The sequence below is a fragment of the Acinetobacter sp. TYF_19 genome (assembly GCF_043105125.1).
Lineage (GTDB): Bacteria > Pseudomonadota > Gammaproteobacteria > Pseudomonadales > Moraxellaceae > Acinetobacter > Acinetobacter johnsonii.
In genome coordinates this window covers 109,183-130,530 of the sequence record NZ_JBICLH010000061.1, presented here as the reverse complement: position 1 = coordinate 130,530, position 21,348 = coordinate 109,183, and the positions used below count along the sequence as shown (strand labels likewise).

Below are 21,348 nucleotides of genomic sequence, written 5' to 3'. Positions count from 1 at the left end.
GAATCAGAATACACATCAACCCAATTAGCTTGAGCAAAAGGACTGGTTTGGGATGATGGTTATAATGAAGTTTATGCACCTTTTTGGGTAGCTGACAACGCAAGAAGCCTTAGCTATGAAAGAAATATTAAAACATTTAGTTGAAACGACAACGCTTCCGGAAGATAGTTATCTAGATCAAGATGCAGAAATTCTTGAAATTTTTGTTGAAGAAATTGAAGAAATCTTCGTTGAGTTAGATCCATTATTTGAAAAGTGGTATGCTGAACCGACACATCAAGAAACCTTGTTGAGCATACGTCGTCACTTCCATACCTTAAAAGGTTCTGGTCGTATGGTGGGGGCAAAGTCAGCAGGTGAAACGGCGTGGGTAGTTGAAGACACCTTAAACCGTGTGATTTCAGGGGCTGTACCGCTTACAGCAACGGTTCAAAAATTTGCTAAGACAGTATTCAAACTGTTTCAATTTAAACTGTATCCTATATTCAAAGCGGTACAGGAAATTGATCTTGATCTTCGTCCATTGGTTTTAATTGGACAACAATTACAACAAAATCAAAGTTTAGAACCTGCTCTAGAAGAGTTGCTACAACTGTCTAATCATCTAAATAGTAATGATGTCGTGACAGGATTAGAGCTGAGCGATATTGAAGTGGTTGACTCTGAGCCGCAAGTTGCAGACGCATCTGAACAGGATGATCAAGTACATGATGTCCTTGAAGAAACTTTAGCGATCTTCATTGAAGAAGCGGAAGACCATTTAGCGACTATAGATCAGTTCTTAAATGTAGATGAAACCAAAGTACAAGATTACAATGGTTTAATCCGTGCTTTACATACATTGCGCGGTAGTTCGTCTATGGCGCAAATTGAGCATGTCTTTAATGCCAGCTCAAAAGTTGAAAATCTATTTAAAACCTTGGTTCAAGAAGAGATCGTTTCTACCTCGAAGGAGATCTCTTTACTCACCCAATATGCTGAATTTGTACGTGATTATTTACATGTGCTTGGGCGTGGTACGAACGAACAGCTTGACGTGATTTACGCCACGTTCACTACGGCTTGGGATAACTATGGTTTCAGTATTGAAGACGTAGCTGATGAGCTAAACCCACAAGGTATGGTCTCGAAGCTGATTGAGTTAAATATTGACCTGTTGCTTGATGCCGAGTTTGAGTTTGATCAGCGTGCTAAGGTTGAATATCCAGACTATATTCAGCACTTAGGTGAACAAGCAAAACAATTGCTGGAATTCACCAATAACCGTGCTGCTCAAGGAATTCATGATTTTACTTTTGAGCTATATGCAGGTTATCAAGCCTTACTGGAAAAGCCTGAATTACTCAATGTAGATTATGCATACGAGTTATTTGGTCAGGCACATCAAGAATTTATCCATTTATTTGACACTTTAGCTGCGGGTCAGCGCGTCATTCTGACTGAAGAAGTGCATAAAGTTCTGAATGAATTAATGGCCTTCGTACAGCAAGATGTTGAATCGACTTCGACGACCGTAATTGAACCTGTTGCTGAGGCTATTGTTTCTAGAAATACTTTACAACCAAGCCTTGATCTTGCGCAGATTTCGCAGCAAATTGCATCGGATCATCAGTACAAGCAATCGAATACGGCCAATACCAATTTTGATGATGATTTGCTTGATATCTTCTTGGAAGAAGCTGAAGAATTATTGATGGGGATGGATCAGGATCTTAATACTTGGTCTAAAAATGGCAATGATACCGCGGCACTCAATAATTTAATGCGTTATTTGCACACCTTAAAAGGTGGTGCTAATATGATTTCTGCACCTTTTATTGGTTCGATTGCACACGAATTAGAGTCTATTTATGAGCGTGTGATTCGTCAGCAAATAGCCACAACGCCACAGTTGATCAGCATCATACGTTTAGTACAGGATGACGTCGCAGACCGAATTCAGGTCATTCGTACCGATAAGGTTGATTATCCAGCAACAGCGACGATCAATGTACTGCATAACATTCAGAGCTTAGTTGAGGGTACGACTGTTACAACTACAGTATCCGAGCCTTTAGTTGAAGCGTTTGTTGCGGCAGTTGAAGAACCTTTATCTAATATAGATAGAACGATTGAAGTTGAGGCAGCTGCGGTTGAGTCAGCAACTGCGATTGAAGAGCCGAGTGTAGTTGATAACACTGACGTTACTGTCGTTGAACAGCTGGATACTCCGTCACTTGTCCAAGAAGAAGCAGTCAACGCTGTTGAAGAAGCAGCTAGTCTTTTATCAATTGTTGAAGAAACCTTCTTGGAAGAAGCTGAAGAAATTTTAGCGACTACGGATGGCTTACTGAAACAGTGGACTGAACAACGTAGTGACCGTAGTGTGTTACTACAATTGCAACGTGCTGCGCACAGCTTAAAAGGCGGCGCGCGTATGGCGGAGAATGAACCCGTTGGTGCGATTGCTTATGAACTAGAAACCACATTTGAGCAATTTGCTGTACATAATTTCAGTTCAAACGTGTATGACCCATTATTGCAGACTGCATTTGAATGGTTAAAACAAGCCATCTTCAAACGTGATTTTAGTAATTATGATGGTCTGAAAAACAGCTTAGCATCTATTGACTATGTGGATGTGATTGCGCAATTACCAACGCGTGTAACACAAATTGATTTACTTAATGCGGTACCAAGTTTTGAGTTTGTACAGGGTGATGGTACTGAGCCGCCAGCAATGCTGGGTGAGTGGAAAGAAACGACACACTTGGATGGTGGTAATGAGATGATCCGTATCTCAGCTGATTTGGTTGAGAAAATGATCGACCTGTCAGGTGAAAATGCGATTAACCGTTCGCGTATAGAGATGGACTTAGGTCAGCTCGGCAATACGTTGAACGAGATGGAGCTTGCAATTAAACGTTTGGCGGATCAGTTACGTCGAATGGAAGGTGAGCTTGAAAGTCAAATTATTGCGAAGCACGGTTCTGAAAACTCGCGCTACGCAGACTTTGACCCCTTGGAAATGGACCAATACTCATCGCTCAACCAATTGTCTAAATCCTTAGCAGAATCGGCTTCGGATTTGGTCGATTTTAAGAGCACTTTGGCTGAGAAAATTCGTGATGCGGAAGGCTTGTTATTACAACAATCCCGTATTCAAGCGGAGATTCAAGAAAGCTTAATGCGGACACGTTTGGTACCGTTCTCACGTATGCTGCCGCGTTTGCAACGTATTGTACGTCAGACCGCATCAACTTTGAACCGTCCAACGGAATTGGTCGTCCATAACACCGAAGGTGAATTAGACCGTACGATTCTTGAACGTTTGGTTACGCCGTTTGAGCATATGCTACGTAACGCAATCGACCACGGTATTGAAGATGCGGAACAACGTGGCGCTGCGAAAAAATCAGCGACAGGCCAAATTGAACTGAACATTAGTCGTCAAGGTACAGATGTTATAGTCAGCTTTAAAGATGATGGTAAGGGTATTGATGAAAGCACGATTAAAGCGAAAGCGCTAAACCTAGGTTTAATTAAAGCCGATCAAGTGCTAGATAAACAGGAAATCTTACAGTTTATTTTCCATCCGGGTTTCAGTACGGCCAAAGAAGTGACGCAAATTTCTGGACGTGGTGTCGGTCTTGATGTGGTACAAAGTGAAATTAAAGCACTGGGTGGACATGTCACGGTTGAATCGGAAATTGGTTTCGGCACAACCTTCATTATTCGCGTACCGACTACGGTAGCGGTGAGTGATGCGTTGATGGTGAAAGCCGGTGATCAACAATATGCGATTCCATTGGCGCAGATTGATCGTATTGTGCGTATTGCTCCAACAGCATTGGATCAGTATTTCCACAGCAAAGATGACCAATTCAAAATTGATGGCGTGAGTTATAAATTGCGCTATTTATCTGAGTTTTTATCCAATCAGCCGATTCCGCGTTTGAGTAATATTGGACATTCATTGCCGGTGTTATTGATTAAAGGCAATAGTGGACAAACCATTGCATTATTAGTCGATCAGCTCATTGGTTCACGTGCGCAAATTGTAGTGAAGACGGTTGGACAACAGTTTGCCAGCATTGGTGCAATTGCGGGTGCAACGATTTTGGGTGATGGCCATGTGTGCTTGATTTTAGATGGTCAGAACATTGCACGTCAGATTTTAAGTACCAAGCGTGTGACGCATGCTGCTGATCATCGTGATTTTGGTCGTCATCAGGATACGCGTCGTTTAGTGATGATTGTGGATGACTCAGTTACGGTTCGTAAGGTCACATCGCGCTTATTAGAGCGCCAAGGCTTTGATATTGTGACAGCAAAAGATGGTGTCGATGCGATGGAGCAGCTGGAGAGTGTTAAACCAGACTTGATGTTGCTAGATATTGAAATGCCACGTATGGATGGTTTCGAAGTAACGAACTTGGTTCGTCACCACGAAATTCACCAGAACTTGCCGATTATTATGATTACATCGCGTACGGGTGAAAAACACCGTGAACGTGCTTTCAGCTTGGGCGTGACACACTACATGGGCAAACCATTCCAAGAGGCAGAATTACTTGCCAACATTCAGCAACTATTGGCTGAAAAGCAGGGGTAAATAAATGAACGCAAATGTTTCAAAGAGCATGAATGAGCAAATCAGTCAGCAAGAATTGCAATACCTGATTACGGTATCAACAGGTTTTATTGATGCTTATATTATTGAGTGTCATGGTAAAAACCCCATGCTCTTGCCGCAAAATATTGTTCTGTCTGCGCTCGACAGCGATACGCAAGTGAAAACGGTGGAATGGCACGATCTTCATCTGCCTGTTTATGCCATCAACCGTCCAGACCAAATGGAAGGGGTGGCGCTGGTGATTGAAGGGGATGATGCTTCTCAGCGCTTTGCTTTGATGTGTAATGAAATGCCGAAGTCAATTCGTTTGCGTATTTCTGAAATTGTTGATGATGAAAGCCCTGTGAATGATCCCACCATTTTCCAGCTAGTCCGTATGGGGGATGAGACTTACCACGTACCGAATTTAAATAAAATTCAAGCGAGTTTAGGTCTTTAAGCTTAAGTTTGAATGTAATAAAAAAGGAACTCAACTGAGTTCCTTTTTTATTTGGGTTTGAATGCTTATGCCAAAAGGCCTTCTAAAATTTGTTCGTAAATTTCAGCAAGCGGTTCAAGATCAGCCACATTCACATGCTCATCAATTTGATGGATGCTGGCATTGAGAACACCAAGTTCAAGTACTTGAGCACCTGTAGGAGCAATAAAGCGACCATCTGATGTTCCGCCTGAGGTTGAAAGCTCAGTTTCTACACCAGTCACATTACGAATAGCATTTTTAGCCGCATTCACCAACTCACCCACTGGCGTCAGGAATGGTAAGCCTGAGTGTGTCCATTTAATGTCGTAGACTAAACCATGACGATCCAAAATTTCTAAAACACGTGCTTTTAATTCTTCAGCGGTTAATTCAGTTGAATAACGGAAATTGAAAGTCACAGTCATGGTACCTGGGACGACATTGGTTGCCCCTGTACCAGCTTGAATATTGGACACTTGGAACGATGTCGCAGGGAAGTATTCGTTGCCCTGATCCCAAACCGTATCACAGAGTTCAGAAACGGCTTTAGAGGCCATGTGAATCGGGTTAATGGCCAAATGTGGATAAGCCACGTGACCTTGTTTTCCTTTCACTGTCAGTACTGCATTGAGTGAACCACGACGACCATTTTTAACAATATCACCCAGTTGATGTGTACTTGAAGGTTCACCCACCAAACACCACTTCATTTTTTCATTACGGGCTTCGAGTGTCTCGATCACTTTGACTGTGCCATTAATCGATGGACCTTCTTCATCTGAGGTGATGAGGAACGCGATTGAGCCTTTATGATTTGGGTGTTTCGCAACAAAGCGCTCAGAAGCAACCACCATTGCAGCCAAGGCAGTTTTCATGTCTGCGCTGCCACGACCATAAAGCTTGCCATCACGAATTTCAGGGGCAAATGGGTCTGAGTTCCAAGCATCTAAATTACCTGTAGGAACGACATCGGTATGACCCGCAAAGCAGAATACAGGTGCTTCAGTACCTTTTCGTGCCCATAGATTATCAACATCATCAAAGCGCATAGACTCAATGTTGAAACCAATTTTTTTTAAGCGTTCAGCCATAATATTTTGACAGTTGTGGTCCACAGGTGTAACCGATGGCTGACGTAAAAGTTGGAGGCTTAAATCGAGAGTAGCAGAAGAGGTCATGCGCATTTCAAAGTCAATAAAACAGTCGGCACTATAATAGGCGATTAATCTCTGGAATGCGAAACTTAGCAATAAAAAAACCTTATCTATTGATAAGGTTTTTATGCAAATATTAACTACTTGCGGATTTCATCTTGGGTTTTTTCAGCGGTATGTGATACAGCATTACCTGCTGAAGAGACATCTTTACCCATACCTTTGACGGTATTACAGCCTGTTAAAACAAAAAGCATCACTAGTGAACTTAAAACAATTTTTTTCATCTCTATCTCCAAAATTTTTAGTGTATTCATCAAATGATTTTGTTCTGATGTTGTTTAAGATTAAAAAATAAACACTATAAAAAATAGCATGGTTTTACAGGAGATAAGTAAGCGTATGTTGTATTATGTATTTTTGTATAAAGGAACTTCTGCAAAATCAAGTTAAAATCAAATTTGGATTTCGATACATATAAAACTGATTGTTTTGATTTTGTAAGTACAGGCCATTTGTCCACCAATGTGCATTTTGGCTGCTGATTTCTGCATTTGGGCAAATCCACTCTTGACGTTGTAGGCGATAGTAATTCAAGTCGGCCTTTGGAATGATGTTACCCCAAGTGCCTAGTCGACGGTCTGGGTTGAGCCAATCGGGAAGGGAGTATTGATTTAAAGCATCAACTGCTGTGAAACCATTTCTTAGAGGGAGAAAAAGTTGCCCCTTTAAAACGGCAAAGCGCGTTTGAATGTCTGTGTCTAAAGCTTGCTGGAATTGAAACTGTTTATGGGTAAAGTGTTTTAGTTTTCGGTTTAAAGTATCAGTACGATTCAACCCATACCATGTGGTTAAGCTCAGATCTGTTTCACCTAAATAATATTTCAAAGCAACTTCCCAATGCTCGATTTGATTGGTTTCGGTATTTTTAATTAAAAAGTCCAACTCACCCGTAGTACGTGAACCATCAATGATTTGGATACTATGACCCAATAATTCATAAGCATGATAGTGATGATCCAGTAACCAAAACCACATGAACATTTCAAAGCGCAGACCCAGACGGGTACTTTTCAGTTGAGCCATAAAGTCTTCGAGTTCTTTAGGGTCTTGATCGAGCTGTTTAAGGCGAGGTAAATAGGTTTGAAAGTGCTGTTGCCAGATCTGTGAGGGATGAAAATGAAAAGCATGTTGTATATCGAGCTCTAACGGCAATGCAGACAAAATGTTTGGACTTGCTACAGCAAAAGCCAACTGGCGAACCAATGGATGTTTGAATTGGAGCCAAGGTTCGAACAACTGATGTTGTGAAATAAGGTGCATGCGAGTGCCTTAAAAAAGAAGCTAAATATGCAGAAGGACAACGATAAACTTAAAAAACACTTTATACTACCGCAATTCGGTGTTCAGGAAAGTGGTATGAAAACGTTGTTTTGGCGTTGTTTAGTGGTGATCTTTGTCATCCTAGGCTTCATCGGTGCACTGTTGCCGGGTATGCCAACCACTGTTTTTCTGATCTTGGCCGCTTGGGCTGCATCTAAAGGTTGGCCACAAATGGATGCTTGGTTACTCAACCATCCTAAATATGGTGCAACGTTAAGAGCATGGCGTGCCAATGGAACTGTACCACGTAAAGCGAAATGGTTTGCCAGTATCATGATGTTGATCAGTGGACTGATCATGCTACTGACCAATGCACCATTTTTAGTGAAATTATTTACCAATGCTACCATGCTACTTGTCGCAATATGGTTATGGTTACGTCCAGAACCAAATACTGTAATAGATAAAAAACAAATAGAGGACAATTGATGTCTTATGTAATTGCTGATGCAGACGTCTTGATTGATCTGGCTGAACAGACTTTAACGCTGCCTAAAAAGAATAAATTTTATCTGATCTCGTCGGGGAAAAATGGCATTGGCGAAACTGAAAATAGTGGTAAAACGCCACGGGGTTGGCATCTCGTTGCTGAGAAACATGGTGCCGAGCAACCGCAAAATGCCGTTTTTATTGCTCGAAAGCCTACAGGGGAAGTTTACGACACCGATTTAGCCAAGCAGTTTCCTGAGCGGGACTGGATTTTGTCTCGGATTTTATGGCTGAGTGGTTTAGAAGAGGGCTTCAATCGCGGGGAAGGCTGCGATACCTATCAACGTTATATCTATATTCATGGAACACCTGATAGCGAACCAATGGGGATGCCGATGTCGCATGGCTGTATTCGTATGCGTAATACGGATGTCATGGAGTTATTTGAACTAATTGATTGCAATGCGCTGGTTTATATTTCCGAACATAAACTTGAACTCTAAAAATAGCTGTTAAAAAATGTGCAAGCTTATTTTATTGAGTATTCAACGCTGTAATTTAAAATATGAATATTGAGTAGAAGAAGGGGATTAGTCATAGAAAATGTGTATTTTGAGGAAAAGAAATTTAGCGAATAATCATTTTAATTTTCGCAAATATGTTAAATAACATACAGAAAATACTTGTTTTTATACCATTTGACCTATTTTTTAATCACTCGATTGCAAAAAAGTGAAAACAAGCCGAAAAGCGTTTGACAGCCTGTAAAGATTCTCTATAATGCACCTCACAAACGATAAAGACGTTAAGGGCGCTTAGCTCAGTTGGTAGAGCGTCTGCCTTACAAGCAGAATGTCGGCGGTTCGATCCCGTCAGCGCCCACCAAGCCTTTACGTTAAAGATCTTACGTGCAGCGGTAGTTCAGTTGGTTAGAATACCGGCCTGTCACGCCGGGGGTCGCGGGTTCGAGCCCCGTCCGCTGCGCCACTTAAGATTTTTAATATTGTTTGTACCACATTAGTGACTTTGTGTAAGTGCAGCGGTAGTTCAGTTGGTTAGAATACCGGCCTGTCACGCCGGGGGTCGCGGGTTCGAGCCCCGTCCGCTGCGCCATTTATACAGAATCCTTAATGAGGGCGCTTAGCTCAGTTGGTAGAGCGTCTGCCTTACAAGCAGAATGTCGGCGGTTCGATCCCGTCAGCGCCCACCAGATTTTTTGCGATGCAGCGGTAGTTCAGTTGGTTAGAATACCGGCCTGTCACGCCGGGGGTCGCGGGTTCGAGCCCCGTCCGCTGCGCCATTCAAAGAATCGATTAAATTTAAGTTCCTGAGCTTGAGTTTAAAAACTAAGACTGACAATCTTAATCAGGGCGCTTAGCTCAGTTGGTAGAGCGTCTGCCTTACAAGCAGAATGTCGGCGGTTCGATCCCGTCAGCGCCCACCATATTTTACGACGCAGCGGTAGTTCAGTTGGTTAGAATACCGGCCTGTCACGCCGGGGGTCGCGGGTTCGAGCCCCGTCCGCTGCGCCATTTAAAATATAAATTTAAGTCCCTGAGCTTAAATTTGAACACTAAGACTGACAATCTTAAATCAGGGCGCTTAGCTCAGTTGGTAGAGCGTCTGCCTTACAAGCAGAATGTCGGCGGTTCGATCCCGTCAGCGCCCACCATATTCAAGCTGTAAAGCTTAATGACCCTAATTGCATTCGCAATTACCGTTGCAGCGGTAGTTCAGTTGGTTAGAATACCGGCCTGTCACGCCGGGGGTCGCGGGTTCGAGCCCCGTCCGCTGCGCCATTTTCTAGATCCCTTGTGCTAGTAAATGGAATCAAGCAAGATTTCTTTCTTGCATCATAAAAATAGCGACGCTATTTTTATTTCTCAAGGGCGCTTAGCTCAGTTGGTAGAGCGTCTGCCTTACAAGCAGAATGTCGGCGGTTCGATCCCGTCAGCGCCCACCATATTCCCTTATCGTAAAAACCTTGCTTATCTCAAGCTGTTTTCATACACTTCTGTGCAATAATAATTTTAAAATATGACAGATTTATGAGAAACCCATATCAACGCAAAGCTGCGTCTAAAAATCAAAATATTGCTTACGATCCTCTTGAAATCTATCGTCTTTTTATCGAAACTATCGTGCATCAAGGCCATGTTATTGCCTTATACCAAGATGGCTGGGCTTTATGTGCTACGCCAACCGGTCAACGTTCCTTTGCGATGTGGCAGAGTAAAGGTTTAGCACAGCTTTTAGTGAAAGATAATTGGGCAGGCTACGAAATCCAGAGTATTGGTCTTAGCGATTTAGTCGAAAAAGTGATTCCATTCTTACGTGCAGAAAAAACCACGGTCTCGATGAATTTAAGCCCAGAAGGGCAGAATGTCTTGGTTGCTCCAGAAAAATTATTATTAGATATCAAAAACTATTTATATCAATTTTCAATGCAGAAGCCTGAATTATTTAAACAATTACAATTACCATCGCCACGGACAATTCGCCTCCATTAATTCAAGATGATCCCATTTTAGTATTCATTGAGTAACCAACCACTCCAATATGCAAAATACTCACGTAACCATGCATTATAGCGAGTGGCAAAAGGTGTCTGAGCGCTGATCATGATGGGCGTTTGATAACCCTGACGTATGGCTATAGCGCGGCTACGTGGAATATGAAAATCGCTGGTCACAATAGCAATAGGTTGCTGGAGAGAAATATGCTGCTTGGCTAAAATCTTTTTACTATTGATCAGATTTAACTCAGTGCTGGTGCTTTGATCTTCGGTGTCAATACGCTTCACTGGGATATGGTGTACATCAATCAGATACTGCCGCATTGCTTCAGCTTCACTATTTTTTTGCTGAAATGATAGGCCGCCACTGACGACCATAATACTGTTGGGATGCAGCTTGGCATAGCTTGCCGCTTGATCTAAACGGCTGGCCAATGTTGGACTCGGTTTGCCATGCTTCAGACCACTGCCAAGAACTACAATAGCGGGTGCAGCGACAAGAGGGGTATTTTGTTGATTTGAAAACCCTAAAAAGACGAAGAAAATGACTAAGCTAAAAACCCAAACAAAGAAAATCGCCCAAGCCCAATGCCATATTGATTGTCTGATTGTATTGGTTTGAATATAGGCGATAAGTTTAGGATAAGCCAGTGCATAAATGATCAGACCTAGTCCAATCAACAAGGGCAAGAGGGTGCCAAAATTAAAGCGTAGTTGTAAAACAAAATACAAGCCGTCTGCGAATAGTAATGACCCAATAATAAAACTAATGACTCTTTTTGATTTTTGCATACAGGCTTGAGGGTTATCATTTGCATGGATTCTAGCAAATTTACGTATGAAAAAACCGAGCGCTGTGGCTCGGTTTTTTTACTTGGGCTTAGTGTTTAGTAAACATCACGACGGTAACGACCTTCTTGACGTAATTTATCTAATTTTTCTTCGCCTAAGATTTCAATTAGGGCAGCATCGACATCGCTCGCCATACCATTAATGCTACCGCAGACATAAATTACGGCACCATTTTCAACCCATGTTTTAAGCTCAGTGGCTTGTTCACGCAGTTTATGGTGTACATAGACTTTCTCTGCCTGATCTCGCGAGAACGCTAAATCTAAGCGTTGTAGCATGCCTGTGGTTTGCCACGCTTCAATCGTACTTTGATAGAAGAAATCATGTTCACGTTGACGCTCACCAAAGATCAACCAGTTTTGCGTATAGTCTAGGCGGGTACGTGCATGGAGTAGACTCATTAAACCAGCGATACCTGTACCGTTCCCAATACAAATGATAGGACGGTTGTCATTGATCAAATGGAATGATTCATTAGTACGAATACGTAGTGCGATAGGTTGCTGAAGCTCGGCATGTTGGGTTAACCAACCAGAACCTAAGCCCAGTTCACCTGCTGAATCTTGCTGTTGGCGCACGACTAAACGTAACACTTGTTGAGTCGGTACACTTGCAATTGAGTATTCACGTGTAGGTAAAGGGCTCAACTGTTCCAGTAAATGTTCCAAATTGGCAAAAGGCTCAATCTCTGTGTTGAGGTTTTTATCCCAAAGCGCTTGCTCAATGGAAATGGCTAAAGACTCAACGATGCTCTGTGCTGCAATGTGATGCTTTTGCATAAAGGCTTGGATACGTGCTGTGCTGTTACCTGGTTGAACTTCAGCAATATCACCCGCTTGCCATGTTGCATCGAAGTTGGTTTTTAGCTCAATATTATAAGCATGTGCTCCAACACTATTTGGATTGAGTACTTCACGTTGTGCCAAATTCCATTGATCAAAGGTTTTGTCAATGTTCATGGCTTGAAGCTCAAGTTTGGTTGCAGAGGCAAGAGCACTGTTCCAACGTTGAATATCATTGTTATCTGCGTTGTTGACTTCAATGGTTGCAAACAAAGCATGTGCGCCATTGGCTTTTAACCAACTATTAATGCGATGTCCAAAACTACAATAGGAATCAGGATATTCTTGAGAGCCTAAAGCCAAAACGGCATAGTGAAGGTGTGACAAATCCAAAGTTGTATTTAAAAATTTCTTTTCAAAACTACTGGCTAAGTCAGGTGCTTCACCCGTGCCATAAGTACTTGCAACAAAAAGCACTTGCTCAGCAGCTTTTAAGTCATCCTGTGTTAAGTGTTGCACAGCTTTAACGCTTACAGGTTGTCTTGCTTCTTGTAAGCTGGTTGCAGTACGCCAAGCAATTTGTTCAGAAACACCCGTTTGAGTTGCATAGGCAATGAGCCATGGTTTCGCATGTGGATCAACTGGAACATTCAACGCTCCACCACGGGCTTGCTGGGTGAGTTTCTTTTGCTTACGGCGTTTGAGATACAGCATCCAACCCGTTACAAAGAACAGTGGCATCATCAGTGATGCAAACATGGCAAAGAATTGATAAATTGGGCCAAAGAAGCTACCACGGTGCACAGGAAGCATACTGCTCATGATTTTTTCATTCAGCTTCTTCTGCTCATACAACTCCATTTTTTCAATTTTTGCAGTTTGATAGTTGAAGACCGCTGAGTTTCGCGCCCGCTCATGTTGTGGAATTGCATCTACAAATGAAAGCTCAAGTGTACCATCAGGCTTTTTCGGAATATTTAGGGTCAGGGTTGAATAGTCTCGACCAACTTGTGCATTAAATCCTGTCCACGTTTGGGTTAAAGCAATTTGTACTTGTTCTGGAGATAAGCCTTTACGCTCACCATGTTGTTCGCTTTGACCTCCTTCACCACGGGCTGTGTGCTCACCTTGTGGGCCGCTACCACGACCTTGCTCATGTGATTCTCCACCACGAGCACCAGCCTGTTCGCCACGTGGGCCTTGAGCTGCACCAGTATTTGGACGGGGTCCTTCTTGCATTTGTGCTTGTGGGCGCTCAACACCAAGGACTTTAAACATGCCGTCGCGCCACCAATCATAAGACCAGTACAGTCCTGTACAGGCCAAAATCAGATAAAAGATCACCACCCAAGTACCAACAACAGCATGCAAATCCCAAATGAAGTTACGTCCTTTCAATTTAGGTTTAATAAAGAACCATTGCTTGATGGAATGACGTTTGGGCCAACGTAAGTACAGGCCACTCAATACAAAGAAAATAAGCATGAGGGTACAAGCGCCAGTAATTTGTTTACCGACAGGGCCGACAGTTAAATTACGGTGTAACTGTTGAATAAAGTTAAAAAACTCACGGCCTTTAACTTCGGGTAAAACTTCAGCAGTATACGGGTTCACCATCATGTTATAACCACGACGTGCGCCTTCTTTCTCGATATTGACCGTACTTGAAGCGGTTGGCTCTTGAGCAATCGTAATACTATTGATTTTGATGGCAGGATCTTGTTTTTGGAAATGTAGATACAGCTCAGCAGGGGTTAATTTATGGTTTTGTGTTGCTTGAACGGTATAGCTGTCTGGGTTCATCCATTTTAAGATTTGTTGTTCATAAGAATAGATAGCACCTGTGACGCCCATAAGCGACAGGATAAGACCCGCAGTGATTCCCAAAAACCAATGCACTTGGAAAAATGTTTTTTTAAACATGGCGATACTTAATGGTGAGCGATTTGTTGTGCGGAAATTATACCTGAAGATTGAGAAGATAATATGGATTTAGAAATTAATATTTATTCTCATTATCATTTGTATTCGAGAGTTTGGGATATAAAAAAACCTCCAAAAGTTGGAGGTTTTTTACAGAAGAGAAAGCAGGACTTAAAGTGGCTGCGCTTCACCAACTGTTTCTTTTAAATGTTTACGAATCGTATTAAACGAGAAGTTTTTGCTATCCATGCGTTTTGGCAGAATGTATGCACCTTCTTGGCCTTTCACTTTGAATTTAATCAACAAAAACTCAGGTGTGTTGTACCATTCGTAGATATCTTTCCAACCGATTGCACCGACACCTTCTTGCATGCCCATTTGTTGGCGCATAATTAGACCGTGAGGTTGTACACCTAAACGAATACCTTTAATTTCCTGAACTGGAAACTCATTCATTTTTCGCTTCACATACCATTCTAAACCGAATTTACGGACTAAAAGGTAAACCACGACGCAGGCGATTGCGACCCAACAAAAGATGGTTGAATAATTCTTGAGTAAAATTAGGCCAAGAATCGAAAGGGCTGTAACGACAGCCATGATGATCCAAGCTTTCATGCTAATTTTGTTTGTGCTACGCCAAATTTTTAATTGAGCATCGCGTTGTTCAGCTTCAGTGATTTCATAGGTCACAGGCTGTAAAGTATAAGCGTATAAATTTTTCGCGGTCATAGTGAAAGTAACAGATTTAAAACTGCAAAAAGTTTAGCATTATTTAGAGCATTTCAGTGAGTATATTGTTCCAAAATCGCCCAAATTATAATGAAGCCAATTCTGTGGCCTCATGATCCCGTTCGTGGCTTAAACTTTGCTTCAAACGACTGAACTGATTCAAGATGCTAAACATCAAGGAAAGCTGTTGTAAAATAATCAATGCCTTCTGATCTTCCTCATTATTTTGGCTTAAACGCTGACGTATGGTCTGTAGCATATTTTGCGCAGTTAAATCAGGCATTTCATCCCGCAGGAGCGCACCTTGGATATTGTCAAAAGCGCGATCCATCAATTCTAAAATTTCTGGGTCGTTAATTTTTTCACGATGAGCTCCCAACGCTGCAATATAGCTAATAAAGGTATGATTGAGGCACAAGAACTCAAACGCCAAGCTCTTTTGCATTGGGTCAAAATCGGGCTCGGTGGCTAAAGTGGAAATGAGTGAAGCAACTTCGGCATCGGTATTGTGTGCCGCACGACGGACCACGCGATAATTCAGGCCATTGTTGCGTCCAGACTTATACTGTTCAATTACCTCTGCCAAATAATCACATTGAGCGGAAAGCGAACGATAAATTGTGCGGGGTAGGCGACGAAACTTCCAGTCAGGGAAAATGAAACTCACGCCTAACCATGCCAGACCACAGCCAATTAAGGTATCCATCATGCGCGGAAGGGCAGCTTCGTATCCCATACCATCTAAGTTGAAATTAATCAGCGCCAAAATAGTGATGAAAGCGGTGGCTTGTGCATATTGTTTACTGCGCAGCTCAAAGAAAAGTACCCCGCTGATGACCAAGACGAGAAGTTGTCCTTCAATCGAAGGTACAAAGTACAATACGGCATACCCTAAAATGATTCCGACCAACGTTCCTACGATACGTAAACGTAAACGACGTTTGGTTGCGTTGAAATTGGGCTGACTGACAAATAGTGCTGTAAGTAGAATCCAGTACCCATATTCAATGTTAGTGACTTGAACAAAGATATATCCAACCAATAGCACGATAGACAGACGAATCGCGTGTCGAAATAACACCGACTCTGGGGTGAGATGTTGTTTAATCCGAACCTTAATATCATCCCAGCCTTTCAGATCATCATCTTTGAGCTGACTTTCGATATGCTTAGTTTTATCGAGTTTAATATTGCGTTCAGTTTCTAAGTTGCGTAGCTGTGCATCAATAGACTTTAAGTTTTGATACAGTGAAAACAGAGCATTGACCCAAATTTGGTCATATTGTTGTTCGTCTCTGAGCTTTTCTAGTGATAAACGGAGATTTTCAAAAGCATGTTTAAAGCGCTTATTATGGGTATAGGTTTGACGGTTTAAAATGCTGCTGCTTAAGTCCTTACAGGCTTTGGCTTGAATGGATAAAATTCGTTGAAAGCGGAATAAAATATCGCTGTGTTGAAAAATTTTCGCCAGTTTTTGATAGTCAATATGTGCTGAATCTGCACGTTCATGAATATCTTGTGCCACAAAATAATATTGCAGACTGCGACGTGTATCCCGTTGTCCACGGTCACCTTTTAAACGGGTGAGTAAGGCGGTTTTCATGTCGTTGAAAATTGCAATTAATTTTCCATTTTCCAACGACAGTTCAATCATACTCTGTTGATAGCTGTTAGCTGTCATATCGACATCAAACAGGTTGGATTTGGCAAACAGAAAATCGGCGAGTGAGGAATAACACTTCGATAGATTGTCTTGTACCTGACGAACGGGAAAGAGCAGAAAACTGATAGTTGAAATAACGCTATACCAAACCGCCCCAATCACTAGCAGAGACGGTTGTGTATACCAGTTGTCAAAAAGTCCGACACCGAGCATGGAGTAAACGGAAACCACTAAGCAACCATAGGAAATGGTGGCATAACGACGTCCCAGTGAGCCCAGTAAAATCAGACCAATACACGAAACTATTAGACCCAGTGCGAATAAAATTGGGTGCGGAAATAAAAAGTAAATCGACGTTGCGGTAATGAAAAAGCCAATATAGGTAAAAATTAAATTCATGATTCGCACGGAAAAGCGGTCATCAATATCACTTAAACCCGCAGCAACAGCGCCGAGTGTCAGCGGAATAGTTGCCAGCTGGAAACCCATAAAATATGGAACAAAAGCAGTCCCTGCAAAAGTAATGACCATGCGGAGGTTATACATGAAGGTTGTATTATAAGTAGCCTGTTTTAGACTCGTCAGCCATGCTTTCAAAGGGCACCTTTGTTTGTCACTTGGGGTTGGACCATTTTCAAATATGAGAATATGTGAAATTTCACCTGCTCTGCTATAAATCATACTATGGAGCGTGTAAACTTGTCTGCAAACTCTCCTTCCAAAACATAAATTAATCCTATGCCGACTACACAGGAAAAAGCGGTCTATTCCAACGCTTGGATTCTCTTACTTGCCTCACTGACTGCGCTTGGTCCACTGTCTATTGATATGTATTTACCCGCTTTGCCACAAATGGCGAATGACTTTGGGGTAAGCACACAAATGGTGGCCAACAGCTTACCTGCGTACTTCTTGGGCTTGGCGATTGGACAACTGATTTATGGACCTGTAAGTGACCGAATTGGGCGGAAAAAACCGCTGTATTTTGGCCTAAGTCTCTACATTATTGCTAGTTTACTGTGTGTGTTTGCAAACAGTGAGTGGAGCCTCATTGCCGCCCGGGTTTTGCAAGCCTTAGGCGGTTGTGTGGGTGTGGTGATTGCTCGAGCTGCGATTCGTGATCGTTTAGATATGCAAGCCTCAGCCCAAGCATTTGCCAGTATGATGATCGTGACCACCATCGCGCCGATTATTGCACCGAGTTTAGGCGCGCTGGTACTGAGTTTCAGTAGTTGGCATAGTATTTTCGCCTTTTTGATGGTCGTTGGTTTGGGAAGCCTGTGCTGCGTACACTTTTTCTTTGAAGAAACTTTAGATCCGAAGCGTCGTTTAAAGCTTAACTTTAATCAAGTTTTAAACCTTTACGGAGCGATTCTGCAAGATTCGAGCTTTAGACGCCCGATGTTTGTTGGATGTTTTGCCGGGGCTGTACTCTTTTGCTATATCAGTGCTTCTGCTGCCATTCTGATGGATGGTTACGGCTTAAGTCAGCAAGTTTTTGCCTATGCCTTTGGTGCCAATGCAGTTGGGATTATGCTGTTCTCGACCTTAAATAAACGTCTGGCACAAAAGTTAAGTGTTTTTCAGCGCTTAAAATTAGGCAGTTTTTTGCAGTTAGCTGGTGTGGGGCTGCTGTTGGTAGCGGGCAGCATGACGCATGCTCCTTTATATATCGTTTGCGCAGGGATGTTTCTTGCTGTCGCAGCAATTGGTTTTACAGGACCAAATGCTATGGCGATTGCAATGTCTGAGCAGGGTGCACGGGCAGGAACGGCCAGTGCGATTATGGGTAGTATGCAATTTGGTTGTGGTCTACTTTGTGGCGTGATTCTTAATTTTCTACTTTGGTCGGCACTTTTGAATATGGCCATCGTTATGGCTATTTTTGTGGCTTTGGCTTTGTATTATGTGTTTAAGCTTGAGCACGAAAAAGCCTAAAAATTGAAGTCGTGACTATATAAAAAAAGAGACTTATTTTAGTCTCTTTTTGTATTTAAATGAATGCTTTAAATCTTAGTCATTATTTAATAATACTGCAAAATCTTCAACTGGTGCGTGTGGTGTTATAAAGCGATTGACGATCCGCTCAGGATCCGCATAACCTAGTGCTATACTGCAGACCAATTCTTCAAATTGTGCAGCACCAAGTGTATTCAGCACGAGAGCATGAAAATGCATTCTATTCAGCTTGTAAGCAAGTGCCGGAGTCTTGTGCTTTGGCTGCAAAGCATGACATTTTGCATCATCATTACAAATTCATTTCGCGCCGATGCTCATAGCTTGATTAACTATTAAGAATAGTCCAACAGGTGTATCAAAAAATTAGTCATTACATGATTGCTCCTGTGCGATTTTCGCTTTTTCACCTTTTTGAATATTAAGCAAGCCATATAAGCCCCAACCATTTTCGCTGCGGTGCTCAATAAAAGGCGAAATCCATTTTTCTGGATAATATGCAAAAGTTTCTTATTATTAGATGTTTTTTCAGGATGTTCAGACGGTCTAAATTGAGTTTGACGAGTTTGCTCAAACATTTTGTTAGGAGTTTTCCTATGAGCACATCTATTTGCCATAACCGTGTATTCGTGCTTGCGGATATTTTATTTATCATGCTCAATAATCGTCTGAATAGTTAGGCTTTTCTGGTGCAAAGCTGTGATTTTGACCCATCATTGCGCATAGATGGCTATCTATTAGACTAAGACTTTAGTTATAAGAAAAAAGTATAGATATCAAATAAAACTCAGTCTATATTTAAGAAAATATGAAGAATTGTTACTTAATTATTGCAAAAGTCTGTCTAAATTGTAATTTGATGCTTCAAAGCCAATCGCGAACAACATCAATTATCGTTCAAAATTACGTGCATTAGACTTTAGTGGCAAGAGTAATAAAAGGTCATATCTTAAAACATCGAAATGTGCGATTTTTCATCTTTATAAGATTACTTTGCATATGAAAAGACCAAAACGGAATGGTCTTTTGTGCAAAAAATTTTACTGAAATGGAATTTTTGATTCACCATTAACAATGTAATATAGGAAGTCTGTGTATGCGTTTAGCCCTCAATAAAAAGCCATTTATCGCTCAAAGCCTAGCACTTAGTGTGGCTGCTCTGATGATGACAACAACTCATGCTGCAACCAAAGAACAACAAGAACTCGCTCAGTTACGTGCCGAAGTTGCAGAGCTAAAAGCATTGATGCAACAGCAGCAACAAGTTCAACAACAACAAGCCGTTCAGATTCAACAAGTCAAAGCACAGCCAGCTCCTGTAAAAGCTGAATCTCCACTGTCTTCGTTCAAATCTAAGTCTGGCGCAGACATTAATCTGTATGGTTTTGTTCGTGGCGATGCAAACTACATTATTGAAGGTGCGAATAATGACTTCAATGGTGTTGCTAAAGTAGGTGGAACTGGTACAAATGATCCTGCATCTGTCAAGGATAAATTGCTCGCGACAGCAAAAACTACACGTTTAGGTTTAGATTTCAATACCAATGTGGCTGGTGATAACAAACTGGGTGGTAAAGTAGAAGTTGATTTTGCGGGCTCGACTACAGATAGCAATGGTGCTTTACGTATTCGTCATGCGTATTTAACTTATAACAACTGGTTATTTGGTCAAACCACATCCAACTTCCTTTCTAACCATGCGCCAGAAATGATTGACTTCGGCACCAACGTGGGGGGGGGTACAAACCGTCTTCCACAAGTCCGTTATGGCTTTAATTTGGCGCCTGCAACGAAACTATTTATTTCTGCTGAAGAAGGTGATAGTAGCGGCACAAACATTAAATACAGCGTACCGAACCTAACAGCGAAATTGACGCAAGGTTTTGCTGATGGCAAAGGCTCTGTATCTGCTCGTGCTTTAGTTGAAAATTATAAATCGGCTGATGACTCTGATACAGCTTGGGGCTTAGCTGCTGGTGTAAACTATCAAGTAATGGACCCACTAAAAATAAGTGCTGATGTGTCTTATGTGGATGGTAACAGTAACTACTTGTATGGCAGCAACTCTGCATATGTGGTTAATACTTCAAATGGCAAGATCGCACAAAATGAAGCGTTTGGTGTACAAGTCGGTGGTACGTATAAATTCAACGAAAAATTACGTTCGACTTTAGCGTATGGTGCTCTATTTGCAGATGACAGCACAGATTATGCAACTTCAAACCCAACAGCAAACGAAGAAGTTTACCAAGCATGGATTAACTTCATCTATTCACCAGTTAAACCTTTGGATTTAGGTGTTGAATATATCAATGGTAAACGTGATACCTTTGCTGGCGATAGCTACAAAGACAACCGTGTTGGCTTGATGGCGAAATACAGCTTCTAATCATGTGATGAAATAGTTGTAGTTTAAAAAACAGGAGCTTTAGGCTCCTGTTTTGTTTGAGTCGGGAAATTTATACAGACTAAATACATTTTGAATATAGACTTAAGTATTAAGTCAGAAAAGAATAAGTGAAATAGTTGGAAATTATTGTAAAAAAATAAAGATTATCTATAAAAAATCTGCATAATGTCGGTCTTTCGCCCATATTGTACTTTTATTGGTTGTTTTTGAGCCAATATGGGGCGGTTTTGTGATTTTTTTCAAAAAACCGTATCTGTGTCCAAACATTATTGGGCATTACGTTATTTCAGTTTACTCATCGTGTAGAACTGAACATGTTATGCATCAGATCGCTTAGTTTGTTACCAATTTACCCGTTGCCTGAATTTCCATACGCAAGACTGAGTTTGTCTCAGATTTACGAAATATCTCTTGAAGTATCAATGGATTCGGTGGCTTATTAGCCAGATAACAAAATCTAAGCATCCGCTTTAT

The 21,348-nt window shown here is 41.6% G+C and carries 15 protein-coding genes and 10 tRNA genes; 17 read left to right on the top strand and 8 right to left on the bottom strand.

Annotated elements, in window-relative coordinates:
- Nucleotides 1-115 precede the first annotated feature (115 nt).
- Both ACF8FD_RS08370 and ACF8FD_RS08365 read left to right on the top strand, forming a co-directional pair.
- Nucleotides 116-4,594 carry an Hpt domain-containing protein gene (locus tag ACF8FD_RS08370; protein ID WP_205666956.1) on the top strand — a complete coding sequence of 1,493 codons (4,479 nt, stop codon included), beginning with the start codon at nucleotides 116-118 and terminating at the stop codon, nucleotides 4,592-4,594.
- Nucleotides 4,595-4,598: 4 nt separating this feature from the next.
- Complete coding sequence (locus tag ACF8FD_RS08365) at nucleotides 4,599-5,054, top strand: hypothetical protein (RefSeq protein ID WP_078388412.1); 456 nt, start codon at nucleotides 4,599-4,601, stop codon at nucleotides 5,052-5,054.
- A gap of 65 nt (nucleotides 5,055-5,119) precedes the next feature.
- On the opposite strand, the gene dapE is transcribed toward ACF8FD_RS08365, so the two are convergent.
- The 3 genes from dapE to ACF8FD_RS08350 form a co-directional block, all read right to left on the bottom strand.
- Nucleotides 5,120-6,253, bottom strand: coding sequence for a succinyl-diaminopimelate desuccinylase (gene dapE, locus ACF8FD_RS08360; RefSeq protein WP_176537359.1), 1,134 nt, complete (start codon nucleotides 6,251-6,253; stop codon nucleotides 5,120-5,122).
- Between the two features lie 116 nt (nucleotides 6,254-6,369).
- Complete coding sequence (locus ACF8FD_RS08355) at nucleotides 6,370-6,516, bottom strand: entericidin A/B family lipoprotein (protein ID WP_010326244.1); 147 nt, start codon at nucleotides 6,514-6,516, stop codon at nucleotides 6,370-6,372.
- A 157-nt stretch (nucleotides 6,517-6,673) separates the two neighbouring features.
- Nucleotides 6,674-7,552: a DUF1853 family protein gene (locus ACF8FD_RS08350; protein ID WP_205666955.1), complete on the bottom strand. Its 879-nt coding sequence runs from the start codon at nucleotides 7,550-7,552 to the stop codon at nucleotides 6,674-6,676.
- Between the two features lie 96 nt (nucleotides 7,553-7,648).
- Here ACF8FD_RS08350 and ACF8FD_RS08345 point away from each other — a divergent pair, with 96 nt between their 5' ends.
- From ACF8FD_RS08345 to ACF8FD_RS08285, 13 genes are all read left to right on the top strand, one after another.
- Nucleotides 7,649-8,041: a YbaN family protein gene (locus ACF8FD_RS08345; RefSeq protein ID WP_205666954.1), complete on the top strand. Its 393-nt coding sequence runs from the start codon at nucleotides 7,649-7,651 to the stop codon at nucleotides 8,039-8,041.
- Complete coding sequence (gene elsL, locus ACF8FD_RS08340; protein ID WP_178896076.1) at nucleotides 8,041-8,544, top strand: cell wall-recycling L,D-carboxypeptidase ElsL; 504 nt, start codon at nucleotides 8,041-8,043, stop codon at nucleotides 8,542-8,544. The genes ACF8FD_RS08345 and elsL overlap by 1 nt, the downstream gene beginning before the upstream one ends.
- 306 nt (nucleotides 8,545-8,850) lie before the next feature.
- Nucleotides 8,851-8,926, top strand: a tRNA-Val gene (locus ACF8FD_RS08335).
- 25 nt (nucleotides 8,927-8,951) lie between these two features.
- A tRNA-Asp gene (locus ACF8FD_RS08330) sits at nucleotides 8,952-9,028 on the top strand.
- 49 nt (nucleotides 9,029-9,077) lie between these two features.
- Nucleotides 9,078-9,154 (top strand) — tRNA-Asp (locus ACF8FD_RS08325).
- A 21-nt stretch (nucleotides 9,155-9,175) separates the two neighbouring features.
- A tRNA-Val gene (locus ACF8FD_RS08320) sits at nucleotides 9,176-9,251 on the top strand.
- A 13-nt stretch (nucleotides 9,252-9,264) separates the two neighbouring features.
- Nucleotides 9,265-9,341, top strand: a tRNA-Asp gene (locus ACF8FD_RS08315).
- A 68-nt stretch (nucleotides 9,342-9,409) separates the two neighbouring features.
- Nucleotides 9,410-9,485, top strand: a tRNA-Val gene (locus ACF8FD_RS08310).
- Between the two features lie 11 nt (nucleotides 9,486-9,496).
- Nucleotides 9,497-9,573 (top strand) — tRNA-Asp (locus ACF8FD_RS08305).
- Nucleotides 9,574-9,637: 64 nt separating this feature from the next.
- Nucleotides 9,638-9,713 (top strand) — tRNA-Val (locus ACF8FD_RS08300).
- Nucleotides 9,714-9,763: 50 nt separating this feature from the next.
- A tRNA-Asp gene (locus ACF8FD_RS08295) sits at nucleotides 9,764-9,840 on the top strand.
- An 88-nt stretch (nucleotides 9,841-9,928) separates the two neighbouring features.
- Nucleotides 9,929-10,004 (top strand) — tRNA-Val (locus ACF8FD_RS08290).
- 85 nt (nucleotides 10,005-10,089) lie between these two features.
- Complete coding sequence (locus tag ACF8FD_RS08285; RefSeq protein WP_004981136.1) at nucleotides 10,090-10,551, top strand: DUF2750 domain-containing protein; 462 nt, start codon at nucleotides 10,090-10,092, stop codon at nucleotides 10,549-10,551.
- A gap of 17 nt (nucleotides 10,552-10,568) precedes the next feature.
- Here ACF8FD_RS08285 and ACF8FD_RS08280 read toward each other — a convergent pair whose 3' ends face one another.
- The 4 genes from ACF8FD_RS08280 to yccS form a co-directional block, all read right to left on the bottom strand.
- Nucleotides 10,569-11,348, bottom strand: coding sequence for a YdcF family protein (locus tag ACF8FD_RS08280; RefSeq protein WP_205666952.1), 780 nt, complete (start codon nucleotides 11,346-11,348; stop codon nucleotides 10,569-10,571).
- 95 nt (nucleotides 11,349-11,443) lie between these two features.
- Nucleotides 11,444-14,113 carry a sulfite reductase flavoprotein subunit alpha gene (locus tag ACF8FD_RS08275; RefSeq protein WP_205666951.1) on the bottom strand — a complete coding sequence of 890 codons (2,670 nt, stop codon included), beginning with the start codon at nucleotides 14,111-14,113 and terminating at the stop codon, nucleotides 11,444-11,446.
- 171 nt (nucleotides 14,114-14,284) lie between these two features.
- Complete coding sequence (locus ACF8FD_RS08270) at nucleotides 14,285-14,845, bottom strand: YcxB family protein (RefSeq protein WP_004981126.1); 561 nt, start codon at nucleotides 14,843-14,845, stop codon at nucleotides 14,285-14,287.
- Between the two features lie 85 nt (nucleotides 14,846-14,930).
- Complete coding sequence (gene yccS / locus ACF8FD_RS08265; protein ID WP_205666950.1) at nucleotides 14,931-17,105, bottom strand: YccS family putative transporter; 2,175 nt, start codon at nucleotides 17,103-17,105, stop codon at nucleotides 14,931-14,933.
- A 141-nt stretch (nucleotides 17,106-17,246) separates the two neighbouring features.
- On the opposite strand from yccS, the gene ACF8FD_RS08260 reads away from it, so the two are divergent.
- Nucleotides 17,247-18,446: a multidrug effflux MFS transporter gene (locus tag ACF8FD_RS08260; protein WP_205666949.1), complete on the top strand. Its 1,200-nt coding sequence runs from the start codon at nucleotides 17,247-17,249 to the stop codon at nucleotides 18,444-18,446.
- Between the two features lie 75 nt (nucleotides 18,447-18,521).
- On the opposite strand, the gene ACF8FD_RS08255 is transcribed toward ACF8FD_RS08260, so the two are convergent.
- Entirely contained in the window at nucleotides 18,522-18,686 is a 165-nt protein-coding gene (locus ACF8FD_RS08255) for a hypothetical protein (RefSeq protein WP_205668165.1), read from the bottom strand.
- An 874-nt stretch (nucleotides 18,687-19,560) separates the two neighbouring features.
- Between ACF8FD_RS08255 and ACF8FD_RS08250 the strand changes: the two genes are divergently transcribed.
- Nucleotides 19,561-20,853, top strand: a complete 1,293-nt coding sequence (locus ACF8FD_RS08250) for a DcaP family trimeric outer membrane transporter (RefSeq protein WP_205666948.1) — start codon at nucleotides 19,561-19,563, stop codon at nucleotides 20,851-20,853.
- The last annotated feature ends 495 nt before the right edge of the window (nucleotides 20,854-21,348 follow it).